This is a genomic window from Isoptericola variabilis 225 (assembly GCF_000215105.1).
Lineage (GTDB): Bacteria > Actinomycetota > Actinomycetes > Actinomycetales > Cellulomonadaceae > Isoptericola > Isoptericola variabilis_A.
This window is the reverse complement of the sequence record NC_015588.1, coordinates 1191490-1205862: the sequence shown is the minus strand read 5'-3', so window position 1 is coordinate 1205862 and position 14373 is coordinate 1191490. Positions and strand designations below refer to the sequence as shown.

General features: G+C 74.1%; 15 protein-coding genes. 6 read left to right on the top strand and 9 right to left on the bottom strand.

Features of this window, described 5'->3' with window-relative positions; genetic code table 11:
- Positions 1–3: 3 nt before the first annotated feature.
- Positions 4–1179, top strand: a complete 1176-nt coding sequence (locus ISOVA_RS05630) for a Wadjet anti-phage system protein JetD domain-containing protein (RefSeq protein WP_081474818.1) — start codon at positions 4–6, stop codon at positions 1177–1179.
- On the opposite strand, the gene ISOVA_RS05625 is transcribed toward ISOVA_RS05630, so the two are convergent.
- Both ISOVA_RS05625 and ISOVA_RS05620 read right to left on the bottom strand, forming a co-directional pair.
- Positions 1163–1579, bottom strand: a complete 417-nt coding sequence (locus tag ISOVA_RS05625) for a putative toxin-antitoxin system toxin component, PIN family (protein WP_013838280.1) — start codon at positions 1577–1579, stop codon at positions 1163–1165. The two genes, ISOVA_RS05630 and ISOVA_RS05625, sit on opposite strands and share 17 nt — an antisense overlap.
- Complete coding sequence (locus tag ISOVA_RS05620) at positions 1576–1848, bottom strand: AbrB/MazE/SpoVT family DNA-binding domain-containing protein (RefSeq protein ID WP_013838279.1); 273 nt, start codon at positions 1846–1848, stop codon at positions 1576–1578. Before ISOVA_RS05620 ends, ISOVA_RS05625 begins: the two co-directional genes overlap by 4 nt.
- 388 nt (positions 1849–2236) lie before the next feature.
- Between ISOVA_RS05620 and corA the strand changes: the two genes are divergently transcribed.
- Positions 2237–3388, top strand: coding sequence for a magnesium/cobalt transporter CorA (gene corA, locus ISOVA_RS05615; RefSeq protein WP_013838278.1), 1152 nt, complete (start codon positions 2237–2239; stop codon positions 3386–3388).
- A gap of 30 nt (positions 3389–3418) precedes the next feature.
- On the top strand, positions 3419–4465 hold the full coding sequence (locus tag ISOVA_RS05610; RefSeq protein ID WP_143762068.1) for a zinc-binding dehydrogenase: 1047 nt from the start codon (positions 3419–3421) through the stop codon (positions 4463–4465).
- Between the two features lie 3 nt (positions 4466–4468).
- Here the strand turns inward: ISOVA_RS05610 and ISOVA_RS05605 are convergent, their stop codons facing one another.
- The 3 genes from ISOVA_RS05605 to ISOVA_RS16400 are packed head-to-tail and all read right to left on the bottom strand — an operon-like array spanning position 4469 to position 8150.
- Entirely contained in the window at positions 4469–5119 is a 651-nt protein-coding gene (locus ISOVA_RS05605; protein ID WP_013838276.1) for a response regulator transcription factor, read from the bottom strand.
- Entirely contained in the window at positions 5110–6735 is a 1626-nt protein-coding gene (locus tag ISOVA_RS16405) for a sensor histidine kinase (protein WP_013838275.1), read from the bottom strand. The genes ISOVA_RS05605 and ISOVA_RS16405 overlap by 10 nt, the downstream gene beginning before the upstream one ends.
- Positions 6726–8150 carry a sensor histidine kinase gene (locus tag ISOVA_RS16400; RefSeq protein WP_013838274.1) on the bottom strand — a complete coding sequence of 475 codons (1425 nt, stop codon included), beginning with the start codon at positions 8148–8150 and terminating at the stop codon, positions 6726–6728. The genes ISOVA_RS16405 and ISOVA_RS16400 overlap by 10 nt, the downstream gene beginning before the upstream one ends.
- A gap of 95 nt (positions 8151–8245) precedes the next feature.
- On the opposite strand from ISOVA_RS16400, the gene ISOVA_RS05590 reads away from it, so the two are divergent.
- Complete coding sequence (locus ISOVA_RS05590) at positions 8246–9745, top strand: type 2 periplasmic-binding domain-containing protein (protein ID WP_013838273.1); 1500 nt, start codon at positions 8246–8248, stop codon at positions 9743–9745.
- An 81-nt stretch (positions 9746–9826) separates the two neighbouring features.
- Here the strand turns inward: ISOVA_RS05590 and ISOVA_RS05585 are convergent, their stop codons facing one another.
- Complete coding sequence (locus tag ISOVA_RS05585; RefSeq protein WP_013838272.1) at positions 9827–10282, bottom strand: CHRD domain-containing protein; 456 nt, start codon at positions 10280–10282, stop codon at positions 9827–9829.
- 144 nt (positions 10283–10426) lie between these two features.
- Here ISOVA_RS05585 and ISOVA_RS05580 point away from each other — a divergent pair, with 144 nt between their 5' ends.
- A complete protein-coding gene (locus tag ISOVA_RS05580; RefSeq protein WP_013838271.1) occupies positions 10427–10915 on the top strand; it encodes a YbaK/EbsC family protein in 489 nt (162 codons plus the stop codon).
- A 102-nt stretch (positions 10916–11017) separates the two neighbouring features.
- On the opposite strand, the gene ISOVA_RS05575 is transcribed toward ISOVA_RS05580, so the two are convergent.
- The 3 genes from ISOVA_RS05575 to ISOVA_RS05565 all read right to left on the bottom strand — a co-directional run bounded on the left by ISOVA_RS05575 (position 11018) and on the right by ISOVA_RS05565 (position 13383).
- Complete coding sequence (locus tag ISOVA_RS05575) at positions 11018–11401, bottom strand: hypothetical protein (protein ID WP_013838270.1); 384 nt, start codon at positions 11399–11401, stop codon at positions 11018–11020.
- 126 nt (positions 11402–11527) lie between these two features.
- A complete protein-coding gene (gene cofE / locus ISOVA_RS05570) occupies positions 11528–12379 on the bottom strand; it encodes a coenzyme F420-0:L-glutamate ligase (protein WP_013838269.1) in 852 nt (283 codons plus the stop codon).
- The gene (locus tag ISOVA_RS05565; protein ID WP_013838268.1) at positions 12379–13383 is read right to left on the bottom strand and encodes a TIGR03557 family F420-dependent LLM class oxidoreductase; all 1005 of its coding nucleotides are present in this window, start codon (positions 13381–13383) and stop codon (positions 12379–12381) included. Before ISOVA_RS05565 ends, cofE begins: the two co-directional genes overlap by 1 nt.
- A gap of 101 nt (positions 13384–13484) precedes the next feature.
- Between ISOVA_RS05565 and ISOVA_RS05560 the strand changes: the two genes are divergently transcribed.
- Complete coding sequence (locus ISOVA_RS05560; RefSeq protein ID WP_013838267.1) at positions 13485–14195, top strand: NADPH-dependent F420 reductase; 711 nt, start codon at positions 13485–13487, stop codon at positions 14193–14195.
- Positions 14196–14373: the final 178 nt, after the last annotated feature.

Genomic DNA, 14373 nt, shown 5'->3' with positions numbered 1-14373 from the left:
ACGATGGTGACCGTCGATGCCGCACGCGCCTCGATTCTCAGGACCTACGAGCGTGGGTACGCGGCGTGGGCGGCGCTCGGCCCGTCCGAGGAGACGGTCGTCGACGTCCCGCTCCACCCACCGAGCGAACGGACCGTCCTCGGCGACCCGCGGGCCGTGGCCGACTGGATCGCCGCGTGGCGCGCGGCCGACCCGGGCGCTCCCGGCACGGCGCATGTCGTCTGGGAGACGCGCCGCTGGGCCAGCATGGGGACGCAGGTGGTGCCCGCCCGGCTGAGGCTCACCGCCGCGGAGCACGTGGCCTCGTTCGTCCGGCGGCGTGGGCACTGGGATGCCGCCCGCACCCGGGCCGCGGCTCTCCTGGAGCTCCTCGGACCCGACAACGCGCCCGTTCGCGAGGCGGTCCGGCGCGCGCTGCGTGCCGTCGTCGAGCTCGACGAACCCGAGCTCGGCCGCCTCCTCGGGGTGCTGCGCTGGTTGCTCGCGAACTCCGCGTCGGGGATGTTCGTCCGCCAGCTCCCGGTGCGGGGCGTGGACACCAAGTGGTTGGAGCGGCACCGCGGCGTCGTCGACCCGCTCTGGACCGCGGCGACCGGGACGGCCGACCTCGGGCTCGCGGCGCGCCCTGGCCTGGTGCGCGTGCGATTCCTGGACCCTGCGTCAGCGCCGGGCGGACTCGGCGACGTCTCGGCACCCGTTGCGGACCTCGCCGGCCTTGCGATCTCGCCGCCGACCGTTCTGGTCGTCGAGAACCTCGAGACGCTGCTCGCTCTCCGCCCGCACGCCGGCGTCGTCGCAGTGCACGGTCAGGGGTACGCGGCCCGTCACCTGCACCAGCTGCCGTGGGTGCGGCCGGCCGACGTCCTGTACTGGGGCGACCTCGACACCCACGGCCTCAACATCCTGAGCATCGTGCGTGCGCGCCTTCCGCAGACGCGCTCGTTCCTCATGGATCGGGCAACGCTGGAGGCCTACCCGGACCTGTGGGTCCCCGAGCCGAAGCCGCACCGTACGGTCCCCGAGCACCTCACTGCGTCGGAGGCCGACGCGTTCGCCGCCCTCAGCGAGCACGGCGACGTCCGCCTCGAGCAGGAGCGCGTGCCGTGGGCGAGCGCCGTCGAGGCCCTGGACGCACTCTTGGAGACGTGCCGGAGCACGAGGATTACGCTCCCGGACTGATCATCTCGAGGAAGTCGGCTGGCGCGACGATCACCGGGTTCTCGATCGCGGCCGCAAGAAGGTCCTTGTCCCCGGTCAGCAGGACGTCGACTTCGACGTTCGACGCCGCACGCAGGATCGGCCGGTCCTTGACATCCCTGACGCGCTCTTCGTCGGCGACGGGACGCTCCGGCGTCGCGACCACCGTGGCGAACGTAGGCAGTGCAGCAATGAACTCGTCCATCGCGCTGGCGACCTCTGGGAACTTGCGGGTCACCACAGATCGAAGCTCGGCCAGCACGACGTCCGAGACGACGACCTCGTCCGCCAGCGATACCGCGGCGACGTACGCGCGGGCGGCAACGCCATCCGGGAACAAGGCGGCCGAGAGGAGCACGTTCGTGTCGATGAAGACCCTCATTCGTCCGACACGCCACCGCGGATCTCGTCGACGAGACCGGCGACCTCGTCCTCCGTACCGACTCCTGCCCGGTCCGCAGCCCCGGCAGCGCTGCGTTGCAAGGCCCTCATCGCGTAGACGCCGGAGTTCATCATGACGACCCGGTCTTCGTCCCAGATGAGGACGACACGATCGCCCGTGCCGACATTGAGCTTCTCCCTGATGTCCTTCGGCAGCGTGATCTGGCCCTTGGCCATGATCTTGGCGCCCTCGACGATCATCGGCTCCATCGACTTCTCCCTACTTTCCCTACCATTCTACCTCGACTCCGGTCGGCGCTACCCGGCCCAGTCCGTGACCGACGCAATAGAAGTTCACCCGAGCGTCCCACCGGACCTCGGCGTACACTGGCCGACGGCCCGAAGGACCGCGGCGAGCACGCCGCGACGACTCGAAGGAGGTGCGCGCGCATGACCCGTAGCGAGCCTCCCAGTAGTCCGAGCCGCGACTGACGGCTCTCCCCCGGCCTGCCCGACGCCGTCGGGCACCGCCACGCCCTGGGCGCACCGCGCCCGGGCCTGCCCCTGTGCGCGTCGACGCACGCGAGGCACCGAGCCGCCCTCAGTCGCGGGATCCCAGCACGCAGCCACCCACCCCTGCACGCTCTCGGAGTCCCTCATGGCCGTTCCCACCTCGCGCCCCGTCCGCCCCCGCCCGCTGCTCGGCGCGCTCCGGCCGCGCCGCAACGGCGCGCTGCCCGCCGTCGTGCCCGACGTCGCGCCCCGCCCGGCGCCCGCGACCCGGCGTTCGGCGATGGTCGCCGCCGCGGTGTACGACGACGACGGCACGCGGCGCGCGTCGTTCTCGCGCCTCGCGGACACGTTCCGTGCGCTGCGCTCGCAGCCGGGCGGCATGGCCTGGATCGGCCTCGAGCGCCCCGACGAGGAGGAGCTGGCGACGCTCGCGCGCGAGTTCGACCTGCACCCGCTGGCGATCGAGGACGCCATCCAGGCGCACCAGCGCCCCAAGATCGAGCGCTACGGCGACACGCTGTTCGTCGTGCTGCACGCCGCCCGGTACCTCGACTCCATCGAGGAGGTCGAGTTCTCCGAGCTGCACGTGTTCGTCGGCCCCGACTTCGTGGTCACGGTCCGCCACGGCGACTCCCCCGACCTGTCGTCGGTGCGGGCGCGCCTCGAGGCCGAGACCGACATGCTCGCGCGCGGACCCGAGGCCGTGCTCTACGCGATCCTCGACCGCGTCGTCGACGACTACGCGCCCGTCGTCTCCGGCCTCGACTACGACATCGACCAGATCGAGTCCGAGGTGTTCGGCGGCGACCCGGCCGTGTCGCGGCGCATCTACGAGCTGTCTCGTGAGGTCGTCGACTTCCAGCGTGCGGTGCGACCGCTGCAGAGCGTGTGCCAGTCGCTGGCCAAGGGCGCCGAGAAGTACGGCGTCGAGGAGGACCTGCAGGCGTACCTGCGCGACGTCGCTGACCACCTGACGGAGGTCGGCGAGTCCGTCGAGTCCTTCCGCGCCGCGCTGCGCGACATGCTCACGGTCAACGCCACCCTCGTCGCGCAGCGGCAGAACGAGGAGATGAAGCACCTGACCGAGGTGAGCCTGCGCCAGGGCGAGGAGGTCAAGAAGATCTCCGGGTGGGCGGCCATCCTGTTCGCGCCGTCGCTCGTCGGCGCGGTGTACGGGATGAACTTCGACCACATGCCCGAGCTGCACTGGGTGTGGGGCTACCCCGCGGCGCTGCTCGCCATGCTGTCGGTGAGCGTCGGGTTGTTCGGTGTCTTCCGCTGGAAGAAGTGGATCTGACCTGCCTCCGGGCCGTGGTTGGATCGCCTCGTGCGAGCCATGGTCTACGACTCCTTCGGCGGTCCCGTCACGGTCCGTGAGGTGCCCGACCCGGTCGCGCCCGACGGCGGTGCGGTCGTCCGGGTGCACGCGTCCGGCCTGTGCCTGAGCGACTGGCACGGGTGGGCCGGCCACGACCCCGACATCGACGCGCTGCCGCACGTGCCCGGGCACGAGCTGGCCGGCGTGGTCGAGGCGGTCGGGACGGGCGTGCGGCGGTGGCGGGTCGGCGACCGCGTGACCGTGCCGTTCGTCTGCGGCTGCGGCGCGTGCGCGTGGTGCGCCGCCGGGCAGGCGCAGGTCTGCCCGAACCAGACGCAGCCCGGCTTCACGCACCGGGGCTCCGACGCCGAGCTCGTCGCGCTGCACGCCGCGGACACGAACCTCGTCGCCGTGCCCGACGGCGTCACCGACGCCGAGGCCGCGAGCCTCGGCTGCCGCTTCGCCACCGCCTACCGGGCCGTGACCGCCCGGGCACGCGTGCAGGCCGGCGAGTGGGTCGTCGTGATCGGCGCGGGCGGCGTCGGGCTCAGCGCCGTCATGGTGGCGGCCGCGCTCGGGGCGCGCGTCGTCGCCGTCGACCGGCATTCGGCAGCGTTGGAGGCGGCTCGGGCGGCGGGCGCGTCGCACGTCGTGCACACCCGGCCCGACGTCGACGTCGCCGACCAGGTGCACGACCTGACCGACGGCGGCGCGCACGTGGCGATCGACGCCGTCGGGTCCGAGCAGACGTGCGCCGACGGCATCCTCAGCCTGCGCCGGCAGGGCCGGCACGTGCAGGTGGGGCTGCTGCCGCCGGTCGAGGGCCACCCGCGCGTGCCCATGAGCCGCGTCATCGGCTGGGAGCTCGACGTGCTCGGCAGCCACGGCATGGCCGCCGCCGACTACCCCGAGATGCTCGCGCTCGTCGCCGACGGCACGCTGCGGCCGCAGGAGCTGGTGGGCCGCGTGGTCGGGCTCGAGGAGGGGGCGCGGCTGCTGCCCGGCCTGCACGACGCCCCGCGCGCGGGCATGGTCGTCGTCGACCCGCGCCGCTGACGCTCAGCTGCTTCCCCGCAGGTACGCGAGCACCGCGAGCACGCGGCGGTGCGACGCGCCGTCCTCGGGCAGGCCCAGCTTCGCGAACACCATCGACACGTGGGTCTCGACCGTCCGCTCGGTGATGAAGAGGCGGTGCGCGATCGCGGCGTTGCTGAGGCCCTCCGCGAGGAGTGCGAGCACCTCGCGCTCCCGCTGCGACAGCGCCTCCAGCGGGTCCGTCTGTCGTCGCCGTCCCAGCAGCCGGCTCACGATCGTCGGGTCCACGACGGTCTCACCCGCGTCGATGCGCCCGAGCGCGTCGCGCAGGACCTGCACGTCGGCGACACGGTCCTTGAGCAGGTAGCCCGTGCGCTCGGGAACCTCCGTGAGCAGGCGCATCGCGTACGAGCTCTCGAGGTACTGGGACAGCACCAGGACCCCCACGGTGGGACGCGTCGCCCGTATCCGCCCGGCCGCGACGAGCCCCTCGTCGGTGAACGTCGGCGGCATCTTGATGTCGACCAGCGCGACGTCCGGGACGTGGGACTCGACCGCGGCGACCAGCGCGCGAGCGTCCCCGACCTGGGCCACGACGTCGACGCCCACCTCGACGAGGAGCCGCGAGATCCCCTCGCGCGTGAGCATCGCGTCGTCGGCCACCACTACCCGCACGGGATCACCACCTCGACGGCCCCGCCGCGCGCGGCGACCTCACCGCCGAGCGCGTCGACCCGGTCGCACACCGCCTGCGCCAGTGCGACGGACGCACCCTCGAACCGCAGGACGAGCCGTGCCCGGTCCCCCTGCAGCGTGACCCGCAGGCCCGGGGCGGCCGTGTCCTGCACGACCGAGCGCACCACGAGGTACGCCGTGCGCTCGACGACGTCGGGGTACCGCCGGTCGGTGCCGACCGTGAGCTCGACGGGCAGGGCCGCCTCCTCGACCAGCCCGAAGAGCGCCGGCCGCAGCCCCTGGTCGGTGAGGATCGCCGGGTAGATGCCGCGCGCGACGGCACGCAGACGGGCAGCGATCTCGCGAGCGGCGCCCGCGAGAGCGCCGAGCGTGCCGGCCGCAGGACCCCGGAGCGCCGACAGGGAGGCGAGCTCGTAGCAGAGCGCGACCGCACTCTGCTGCGCACCGTCGTGCACGTCCCGCTCGAGCCGCCGCCGTTCGGCGTCGCCCGCGCGGATGATCGCGCTGCGCGCGTCGGCGAGCTCGACCATCCGCCGGCGGACGCCGGCGCGGAGCCGGTCGTTGTCGATCGCGAGCACGGCGGCGTCACCGACGACCCGCGCGACGTCGACCCCGAGCATGGGACGTGAGCGACCGACGACCGCCAGAACCTCCGGTCCCCGCCGGATCTCGGTGACCGCTCCGGCGGGCGAGGGCACGAGCCGTCCGGCGTCGTCGACGAGGACGCCGTCACCCGGCAACCGGTACGCCACCGTGATCCGGCGGTCGCCGAGGCGGCGCTCGAGCAGCGCGCGGAGCCCTCCGCCGACCGCCGACAGATCCTCCGCCACGCTCTCGAGCGCGAGCCGGTCCTGGGCCGCGCGCACGCCGGCCGACAGCGCGACGGCGGCCAGGGCCGCCAGCGCCAGGGAGGTGACGTCCGCGACGCCCGCCTCCAGGGGTGACGGCTCGCCGCGGGCGATCACGACGACGCCCGACGCCGCGGCGAGCGCCCCGACGCTCGTCCAGGACTCCGCGGTGCGTGGCCGGCGCACGACCACGACGGCGAGCACCGCCGTCGTGAGCGCCACGGCCAGGAGCGGCGCGACGACGTCGGTCAGCACGCGCGCGAGCCCGGGCGACGACGCCACGAGCATCCCGTTCACGGTGCAGTTGTTCCAGCACTCGAGGACGAGGAACGGGTCGCGCACGAGCCCGACGACGACGGCGAGCCCCGGCCAGACGACCCAGGCGCCGCGGACCAGGGCGGCGCCGTACCGGCTGCGCGCAGGGGCGAGCGCGAGCGTCGCCAGGGCCGGCAGCAGGGCGGCCGTCGCCAGGGGCGCGATCGTGCGCACCACCTCCGGTCCGCCGTCCCAGCCCAGCAGGACGGGGCCGGACCACCCGATCGACACGGCGGCGAGCGACGCCCGGCGGCCCGGGTCGGGCGCCGCACCCGCCGCGAGGACCAGCAGCGTCTGCGCCCCGAGGAAGGCCGCCGGGCCGATCCTGCCGAGCGACACCAGCGCGACGGCCCCGCCGTCGAGCACGAGCGCGGCGGCGACGGTCGCGGCGACCGCGGCCACCGCGACGAGCAGGCGGGACGTCAGGCCCATGCCGCCTCCCGGCGCCCGGCCTGCGCGGCCACGTCGGTGAAGCGGGCACGGACCACCGTGCCCGCACCGGGCGGCGAGTCCACGGTCAGCGACCCGCCGGCGGCCGCTACGCGCGTGGCGAGCCCGGCCAGGCCGCTCCCGCGCCCGGGGTCCGCGCCCCCGACGCCGTCGTCCACCACCGTGAGCGTGAGGAAGCCCGCGTCGACCCCGAGCGCGATGCGGACGGTCCGGGCGTGACCGTGCGCCACGGCGTTGGCCATGGCCTCGCTGGCGACGAAGTAGCAGGACGCCTCGACGTCCGGCGGGAGCGGCGGGACGACGCCCGCGGCGTCGACGTCCACCACCACGCCGGCGGGGGCGGCGTCGGCCAGACGCCGGAGGGCGGCCGCGAGCCCCCCGACGAGCCCCTGCGGGCGCAGACCGTGGCTGATCGCCGCCGACTCGCGCGCGGCGCGCCGGGCCAGACCCACCGCCCGCGTGACGTCGGTCGACGCCCCGTCCGCCGCCGCCTCGAGCCGGTCGGCGAGCGCCATGAGCGGGTCGACGACGGCACCGTCGATCTCGCGCGCCAGCACCTCCCGCTCCGTCTCGGCGGCGTGCAGGATGCGCTCCCGGGACGCCTCCAGCTCCGCGACGCGCGCCATGAGCGCGGCGAGCAGCTCCCGGTTCGCCCGTTCGAGGGCGCGGAGGCGCTGCGCGGCCTCGGCCGCGACACGGGGGTCGACCGTGCCGCGGTGACGCTCGAGGAACGCCGCGACGGCATCCTCGTGCGGTTCCTCCGCGCTCCGGCGCATGAGGTCGATCACGTGGACGACCGAGCGCGACCTCACGGCTCGGGCCAGGATCGCCGCCGCGCCGAGAAGGGCGGCCGCGTACGCGACGGCCGCGGCGAGCATCCCGCCCACGCCGGGCAGCATCGAGCTCAGCGCGAGCGCGGCCCCCACGCCTGCCCCGAGGGCGGCGAGGGCGTGGCGCCCGGACCGGTCCACCAGGCCCTGCGGGACGACGGCGAGCGCGCCGAGCACGAGCACGGTCGCCGCCGAGACCTCCCACCGGGACCACGGGTACGGGGTCGCGGCGACGACGTACCCGGTGACGATCGCGCCCCACCGCACGCCGCGCGTCCCGGTGCCGGACAGGTGGACGACCAGGTGCACCAGGACGCCGCGGTGCCAGAAGACCGCGAACGGCAGCACGGACCCGACCGCCCACGTCGCGGTCACGCCGAGCGCCAGGGCGGCGCTCGCACGGCGGGCCGGCCAGGCTCGGGCCGCGACCAGAGCGAAGGCCACCCCGACGCTCGCGTCGACGACCGTCGCGACGACGGCTCCGGAGGTGACCGCGAGCGCGGCGAGGGTCGCCGTCGCCGCACCGCCGACGACGATCCACCGTCGCACCGTGGAGTCGGGGAGCACAGCACAAGTCTCCACCCGGGTGATTTCGACGTCTCCGTGTCAGCACGGAGGCCGAGAGATTTCACCTGCTGCCTACCCTGTCCGAGGAGGCAGTCATGAACCGAGACGGCGCCCGTGCGCGGGACTTCCAGGTGATTCAGACGGCGACGGTCGCTCTCGTCGCGACGGCGCTTCTCGCCGCGTGCGACACGTCCGTCGGGGCGCAGAAGTCGGGAGGTGGCGCCGTCGAGGCGGTCCGGGTGGCGACGATCGACCCGGAGGGCCGCCCGTCGAGCGACGACGTCGAGGTCTTCGCCGCGGCGCTCCAGAGCGGGTCGTCCGGAGCCTGGGAGACCGAGGTCGTGTGGAGGGCGCACACGACCGATCCCGCCGTCCACGTCGAGCTGGACACGGGCGTGGACTTCGTGGAGTCGGTGGCCGAGGGGCTGCGGTCGGGCCGGTTCGAGGTGGCGTTGCTGCCGGACTCGATCCTCACGGCGAGCGGCTCCGACACGATGCGGGCGATCAAGGCGCCGTTCCTCGTCAGGCACGACGCCGTCGTCGAGCGCATCGTGCTGGGTTCCGTCGGCGAGCGGCTCCTCGAGGACCTCGAGGGCACCGGCGTGGTCGGGCTCGCCGTCCTGCCCGAGACTCTCCGGCACCCGGTGACCTACGACGCACCGCTGACCGGACCCGAGACCTACGCCGGACGCACCTTCCGGGCGCTCGATCCCGCCGCTCCGCCGCTCTTCGAGGCGCTCGGTGCACGCGTCCGGGACGCCAACGAGGGCAGGGTGAACGTCGACTTCGACGCCGCGGACTCCGCCTTCGGCCAGTACGCGAGCCTGGCGGCCGGCGCGGTCTTCGTCGGCGACGTGACGCTCTGGCCGAAGCTGAACGTGCTGGTGGCGGCCGAGGACTGGTACACCTCGCTCACCGACGCCCAGCGCGAGCAGGTGCTCGCCGCGGCGAAGGAGGCGCAGGCTCACTCGCTCGAGACGACGCCCACCGACCCGGAGTACGGCGCCGACTACTGCGCCATGAACGGGACCATCGTCCTCGCCGGGCTCGACGCCGTGCGCGGGCTCGAGGAGGCCACCGCCCCGCTGCGCGCGGAGGTCGCCGAGGACCCCCGCACGAGCGACGTGTACGCGGAGCTGGAGGCCATGACCCAGGCCGCGGGCGACCCTCCCCCCGTCGCGCCGTGCGCTCCCGACATCGACCAGGGCGAGCTCGTCCGTGCCGAGGGCGAGTTCCCCGAGGGGACCTTCCGCGCCGAGCGCACCGTCGAGCAGTTCACCGACGCCGGCGTCGACGCCGGCCACGCCAGGGACCACGCCGGGGTGTGGACGCTCGTGTTCGAGGACGGGAAGTTCCTCGACCCCGGGTGCCCGGGAAGCACCTACGTCGTCCAGGACGGTCGCGTGTCGGTACGCCTCGGCCCGCGCGGGCCGACGTGCGGGTCGGCGGCCGGCAAGGATCTCTTCGACGCCGCCTGGACGTACGACGGCCAGTTCCTCCAGCTCGTCGACGTGCGCGGCGGCGCAGACGGTCCGGAGTGGCAGGAGTTCCACGAGATCCTCTGGGGCTCGACCCCGTGGGTCCAGATCGACTGACCTGCCCGCCGCTCGTCGTCGTCAGGTCCTGGTGGCCCGGGAAGGCCACCAGGACCTGACGGCGTCGGGAGCGTGACGAGGTCAGCGCAACTGCCCCCGCAGCTCGCCCACCGGGAACATGCCGGAGTGGACGTTGACGTAGTAACTCTTGGGGTTCTCCTCGATGGCGGCGAGAACCTCCGGGGCCGGCATGACGCACTCCGAGACCGTGAACGACGTGGTCCGCTCGAAGTCGAGCTGCACCACGGGCGGCCCGATGACCGTGCGCGGGCCGACGTGGATGTGCGCGTTGGTCGCGGGCGACGACAGCCCGTCGACCATGAGCGTGTAGCAGAGCTCGTCACCCTCGATGGAGTACGTGAACCAGCCGTGCGCGCCCGTGTTGACGGGGATGCCCTGGCTGGCCGCCTCCTGCCCGGTGTTGAGCGGGATCTGGTTCGACGCACCGACGGCGGGCATGCTCACCGCGGCGGCCGCGAGGCCGAGGGCCGCGACGAGCGCACCCCGGCGGACGAGCGAACGCGAGTACTTCGACATTCCGATCCTCCTCGATCGAGATGTCCCCTTCGTGTCCGACGCTACGACGAAGTGCGCGGCGGCGACACCCCGTGGACGGGCGGCGGCGCGACGCGTGGCGGGCTCGACGCCGGGTGCCGGGCAGCGCTGAGTAGCATCGCCCCCATGACGACGACGCCCACCCCCACGCACCCCGCCGTCGACAGGGTCCGCGCCGCGCTCGACGCCGCCGGCGCCACCGGCGAGATCCGCTGGCTCGACGACGCAGCCACGACGGCCGCGCTCGCCGCCGAGGCGCTCGGCGTCCCCGCCGGCGCGATCGCCAACTCGCTCGTGTTCACGCTCGACGACGAGCCGATCCTCGTGCTCACGAGCGGCGCCCACCGAGTCGACACCGCGTTCCTCGGCGCCCGGCTCGGCGGCACGATCGGGCGGGCGAGCAAGGACGTGGTCCGCGAGGCGACCGGTCAGGTCATCGGCGGCGTCGCACCCGTCGGGCACCCGGCCCCGGTGCGCACGTTCGTCGACACCGCGCTGGCGCAGCACGACGTGGTGTGGGCCGCGGCGGGGCACGCCAAGACGGTGTTCCCGACGTCGTACGGCGAGCTGCTGCGTCTCACCGGCGGCGAGCCGACGCCCGTCGAGCCGGAGTAGCGAAGTCTCCCGCGAAGTAGCGCTCGACCCGCCGACGTAGCGCGCTCTCCGCCGAGGTAGCGCACGATCCGGCGAGGTAGCGCGTCTCGCGGCGAGGTAGCACTACCGGAAGAGGACGTCCCCGTCGGGGTCGCCGGGGCGCCGCGGGCGGAGACGCGCGGGCGCGGGCCACGGGAGCTCGAACCGCTCGACGGGCGCGTCGACCGCGCCGAGGTCGTCGGTCTGCACCACGACGCGGTGAGGCGTGACCTCGACGATCCGCACGCGCAGGGGCTCGGCTCCGTCGCGCTCGAGAGTCCAGACCTCGGCGAGCCACGACAGGCCCACGGCATCGAGGGTCTCCTCAGCCTCGAGCCAGTCCACCGGGCCCGTGAGCTCCCGACCGAGCAGCGACACCGCGACCCAGCCGCCGCCGTCGGGCCGGAGCCACCCCACGCGCTCGCGGTCGCCCGGCCGCCGGTGCTCGATCCAGTCCTTCGCAAGCATGCTCGGCACGCTAGCCGTGGTGCGGCCGCCGGGCGAGGGGATTCCGTGCTACCTCGCGAGGTTTGCGCTACCTCGCCAGGTTTTGCGCTACCTCGCCGATCGTGCGCTACCTCGGCGGATCGTGCGCTACCTCGCCGGATCGTGCGCTACCTCGGCGCGGGCGGCGGCGTAGCCGCGGGCGTAGGCCTCGGCGGAGCCCTCACGGAAGAGGTCGTCGGCGCTCGGCCGCACGAGGGTGCGTGCCCCGGGCCCGTCACCCGCCGGGCCGTCGCCGCCCAGCACGAAGCGGCCGACGCCACGGACGACGGCGATGGCGCGCCCGCTCGCCTTGCCGCGCACGAGCTCGGACGCGGCGGCGATCTCGTCGGCCACCGCGGTCACGGTGACGTTCAGGGGCCGGCCGTGCGCGTCCGCTCCCCCGCGCAGGTCGTCGACGACCGCCACCCCGGCCGCACCGATCGCGATGTCGGTGAGCCCCTCGCGCCACGGCCGGCCCGCGGTGTCCGTGACGACGACGCCGAGCCGGTCGAGCCCGAACCGCTCACGCCACGCCGCCCGCAGGCGCCGCGCGGACGCATCGGGGTCGACCGGAAGCAGCAGCACCGTGCCCTCGGGCGTGTTGGAGGCGTCGACGCCAGCGGCGGCCATGACGAGCCCGAGCCGGTTCTCGACGATCCGCAGCGGCGGCAGCCCGCCGGGCCGCTCGCGCGTGGCGACGACGCGCACGGTCTCGTCGGTGATGGCCTGCTCGCGGTCGGTGGCCCGGACCACACGCCCCTCGGCCTTGGACACGACCTTCGACGTCACGACGACGACGTCGCCCTCCGCGAGCGCCTCGCCGTCGAGCACCGCGCCGTCGAGCAGGTCGCCGACGAGGGCGGCGAGGTCGTCGCCCGGCCGCACCTCCCCCAGCCCCGGCGGGGCCCACACCTCGAGGCGCGCGTCCTGCAGGACGCGCGCACCGCCGTCGTGCACCATCAGCGCGACAGCTTGGGCAGGACCTCGCGACCGAAGACCTCGATCCACTCGCGCTGGTTGCGGCCCACGTTGTGCAGGTAGATGCGGTCGAAGCCGAGGTCGACGTACTTCTGGATCGCCTCGCGGTGCTTGTCCGGGTCGGAGCTGATGACCATGCGGCCCTCGAAGTCCTCGGGGCGCACGAGCTTGGCCATCTGCGCGAAGTCGTGCGGCGAGCGGATGTCGGCCTTGGGGAACTTCATGCCGCCGTTGGGCCACTCGGTCATGGCGTTCTCGAGCGCCTGCTCGTCGGTCTCCGCCCAGGACATGTGCACCTGGAGCACCTTCGGCATGGTCGACGGGTCGCGCCCCGCCTCGCGCGCGCCGGCGTCGAACCGGTCGAACAGCATCGAGATCTTCTCGAGCGGCGCACCGACCGTGATGAGGCCGTCGGCGTGCTTGCCCGCACGCTTCGCCGTGACGGGGCCCGCCGTGGCGACGAGGATCTCGGGCGCCTGCTCAGGCATGGTCCACAGCCGCGTGGACTCCATCTTGTAGAACTGCCCGGAGTGCTTGACGTCCTTGCCGTCGATGCCGGACTGGAAGAGCTTCTTGATGATGTCGATGGCCTCGAACATGCGGTTGATGCGCTCGGCCGCCTCGGGCCAGTAGCCCGCCACGACGTGCTCGTTGAGCGCCTCGCCCGAGCCCAGCCCGAGCCAGTGGCGGCCCGGGTACATCGCGGCCAGGGTCGCGGACGCCTGCGCGACCATCGCCGGGTGCCAGCGGAACGTGGGCGCGGTGACGCCGGGCCCGATGTCCCCGCGCGTCCGCTCGCCCAGGGCGGTCAGCACGTTCCACACGAACGCGGCCTGACCCTGCTGCGGGACCCACGGCTGGAAGTGGTCGGCCGCCATGACGCCCGAGAAGCCGTGCTCCTCGGCGTAGGCGGAGTACTCGACGACGTCGGTGGGGTGGAACTGCTCGAGCATCGCGGCGTAGCCGATGGTGGGTGCAGAAGCCATGGTCAGACCCTACGCCCGACCGGGTCACCGGTTCGGGGCGTGGTGTCCGCCCTGGGTGAACCCGCGCGCGTGCGGGCCCGGGTCATGGGGAGGCTGGGGCCATGACGACCATCGGATTCATCGGCAGCGGTCACGTCGGCGGCACGCTCGCGCGCCTCGCCGCCCACGCCGGCTACGACGTGGTGCTGAGCAACAGCCGCGGCCCCGAGACGCTCGCGGACCTCGTCGAGGAGATCGGCACGCGCGCCCGCGCCGCCACGCCCGCCGAGGCGGCACGCGCCGGCGACCTCGTCGTCGTGTCGGTGCCGCTCGCGGCGCTCGGCGACCTGCCGGTCGCGGACCTCGCGGGCAGGACCGTGGTCGACACGTGCAACTACTACCCGCAGCGCGACGGCCGCATCCCGGTCCTCGACGAGGAGACCACCACGACGTCGGAGCTCCTCGCCGCGCTGCTGCCCGGCGCGCACGTCGTCAAGGCGTTCAACAACATCGCGTGGGTCCACCTGCCGATGCTCGCCCGCGCGCCCGGCGACCCCGAGCGCAGCGCGCTGCCCGTCGCCGGCGACGACGACACGCCCGAGGCGGCCGCGGCCAAGCGCGCGGTGATCGAGCTGGTCGAGCGCGTCGGGTTCCACGCGCACGACGTCGGACCGCTCGCCGAGGGCTGGCGCTTCCAGCGCGACACGCCCGCCTACGCGGCGCCCTACTCCCCCGACGGCCTGAACGTCTGGCCGCCCGAGCGCGGCCGGCAGGTCACGGCGGCCGAGCTCGCCGAGCTGCTCGCGGCCGCGCAGCGCTACCGCGACATGTGAGCGCGCGGCGACCTCCGCCGTCGTGCACCCGCTCCCCCGCCGAGCTGTCAGGCCCACGCACGCCTATACGCGAGCGTGGGCCTGACAACTCCCGGGCCCGAGAGCTGTCAGGCCCAGGCAGACCTATACGCGCGCGTGGGCCTGACAACTCGCGAGAGACGTGAAACCGGTGCGGACG

Coding starts and splice junctions, on each gene's coding strand:
- ISOVA_RS05620 (WP_013838279.1), bottom strand. CDS start 1,848: ATGGAGCCGATGATCGTCGAGGGCGCCAAGATCATGGCCAAGGGCCAG.
- corA (WP_013838278.1), top strand. CDS start 2,237: ATGGCCGTTCCCACCTCGCGCCCCGTCCGCCCCCGCCCGCTGCTCGGC.
- ISOVA_RS05625 (WP_013838280.1), bottom strand. CDS start 1,579: ATGAGGGTCTTCATCGACACGAACGTGCTCCTCTCGGCCGCCTTGTTC.
- cofE (WP_013838269.1), bottom strand. CDS start 12,379: ATGGTGCACGACGGCGGTGCGCGCGTCCTGCAGGACGCGCGCCTCGAG.
- ISOVA_RS16405 (WP_013838275.1), bottom strand. CDS start 6,735: ATGGGCCTGACGTCCCGCCTGCTCGTCGCGGTGGCCGCGGTCGCCGCG.
- ISOVA_RS05630 (WP_081474818.1), top strand. CDS start 4: ATGGTGACCGTCGATGCCGCACGCGCCTCGATTCTCAGGACCTACGAG.
- ISOVA_RS05585 (WP_013838272.1), bottom strand. CDS start 10,282: ATGTCGAAGTACTCGCGTTCGCTCGTCCGCCGGGGTGCGCTCGTCGCG.
- ISOVA_RS05565 (WP_013838268.1), bottom strand. CDS start 13,383: ATGGCTTCTGCACCCACCATCGGCTACGCCGCGATGCTCGAGCAGTTC.
- ISOVA_RS05590 (WP_013838273.1), top strand. CDS start 8,246: ATGAACCGAGACGGCGCCCGTGCGCGGGACTTCCAGGTGATTCAGACG.
- ISOVA_RS05575 (WP_013838270.1), bottom strand. CDS start 11,401: ATGCTTGCGAAGGACTGGATCGAGCACCGGCGGCCGGGCGACCGCGAG.
- ISOVA_RS05560 (WP_013838267.1), top strand. CDS start 13,485: ATGACGACCATCGGATTCATCGGCAGCGGTCACGTCGGCGGCACGCTC.
- ISOVA_RS05580 (WP_013838271.1), top strand. CDS start 10,427: ATGACGACGACGCCCACCCCCACGCACCCCGCCGTCGACAGGGTCCGC.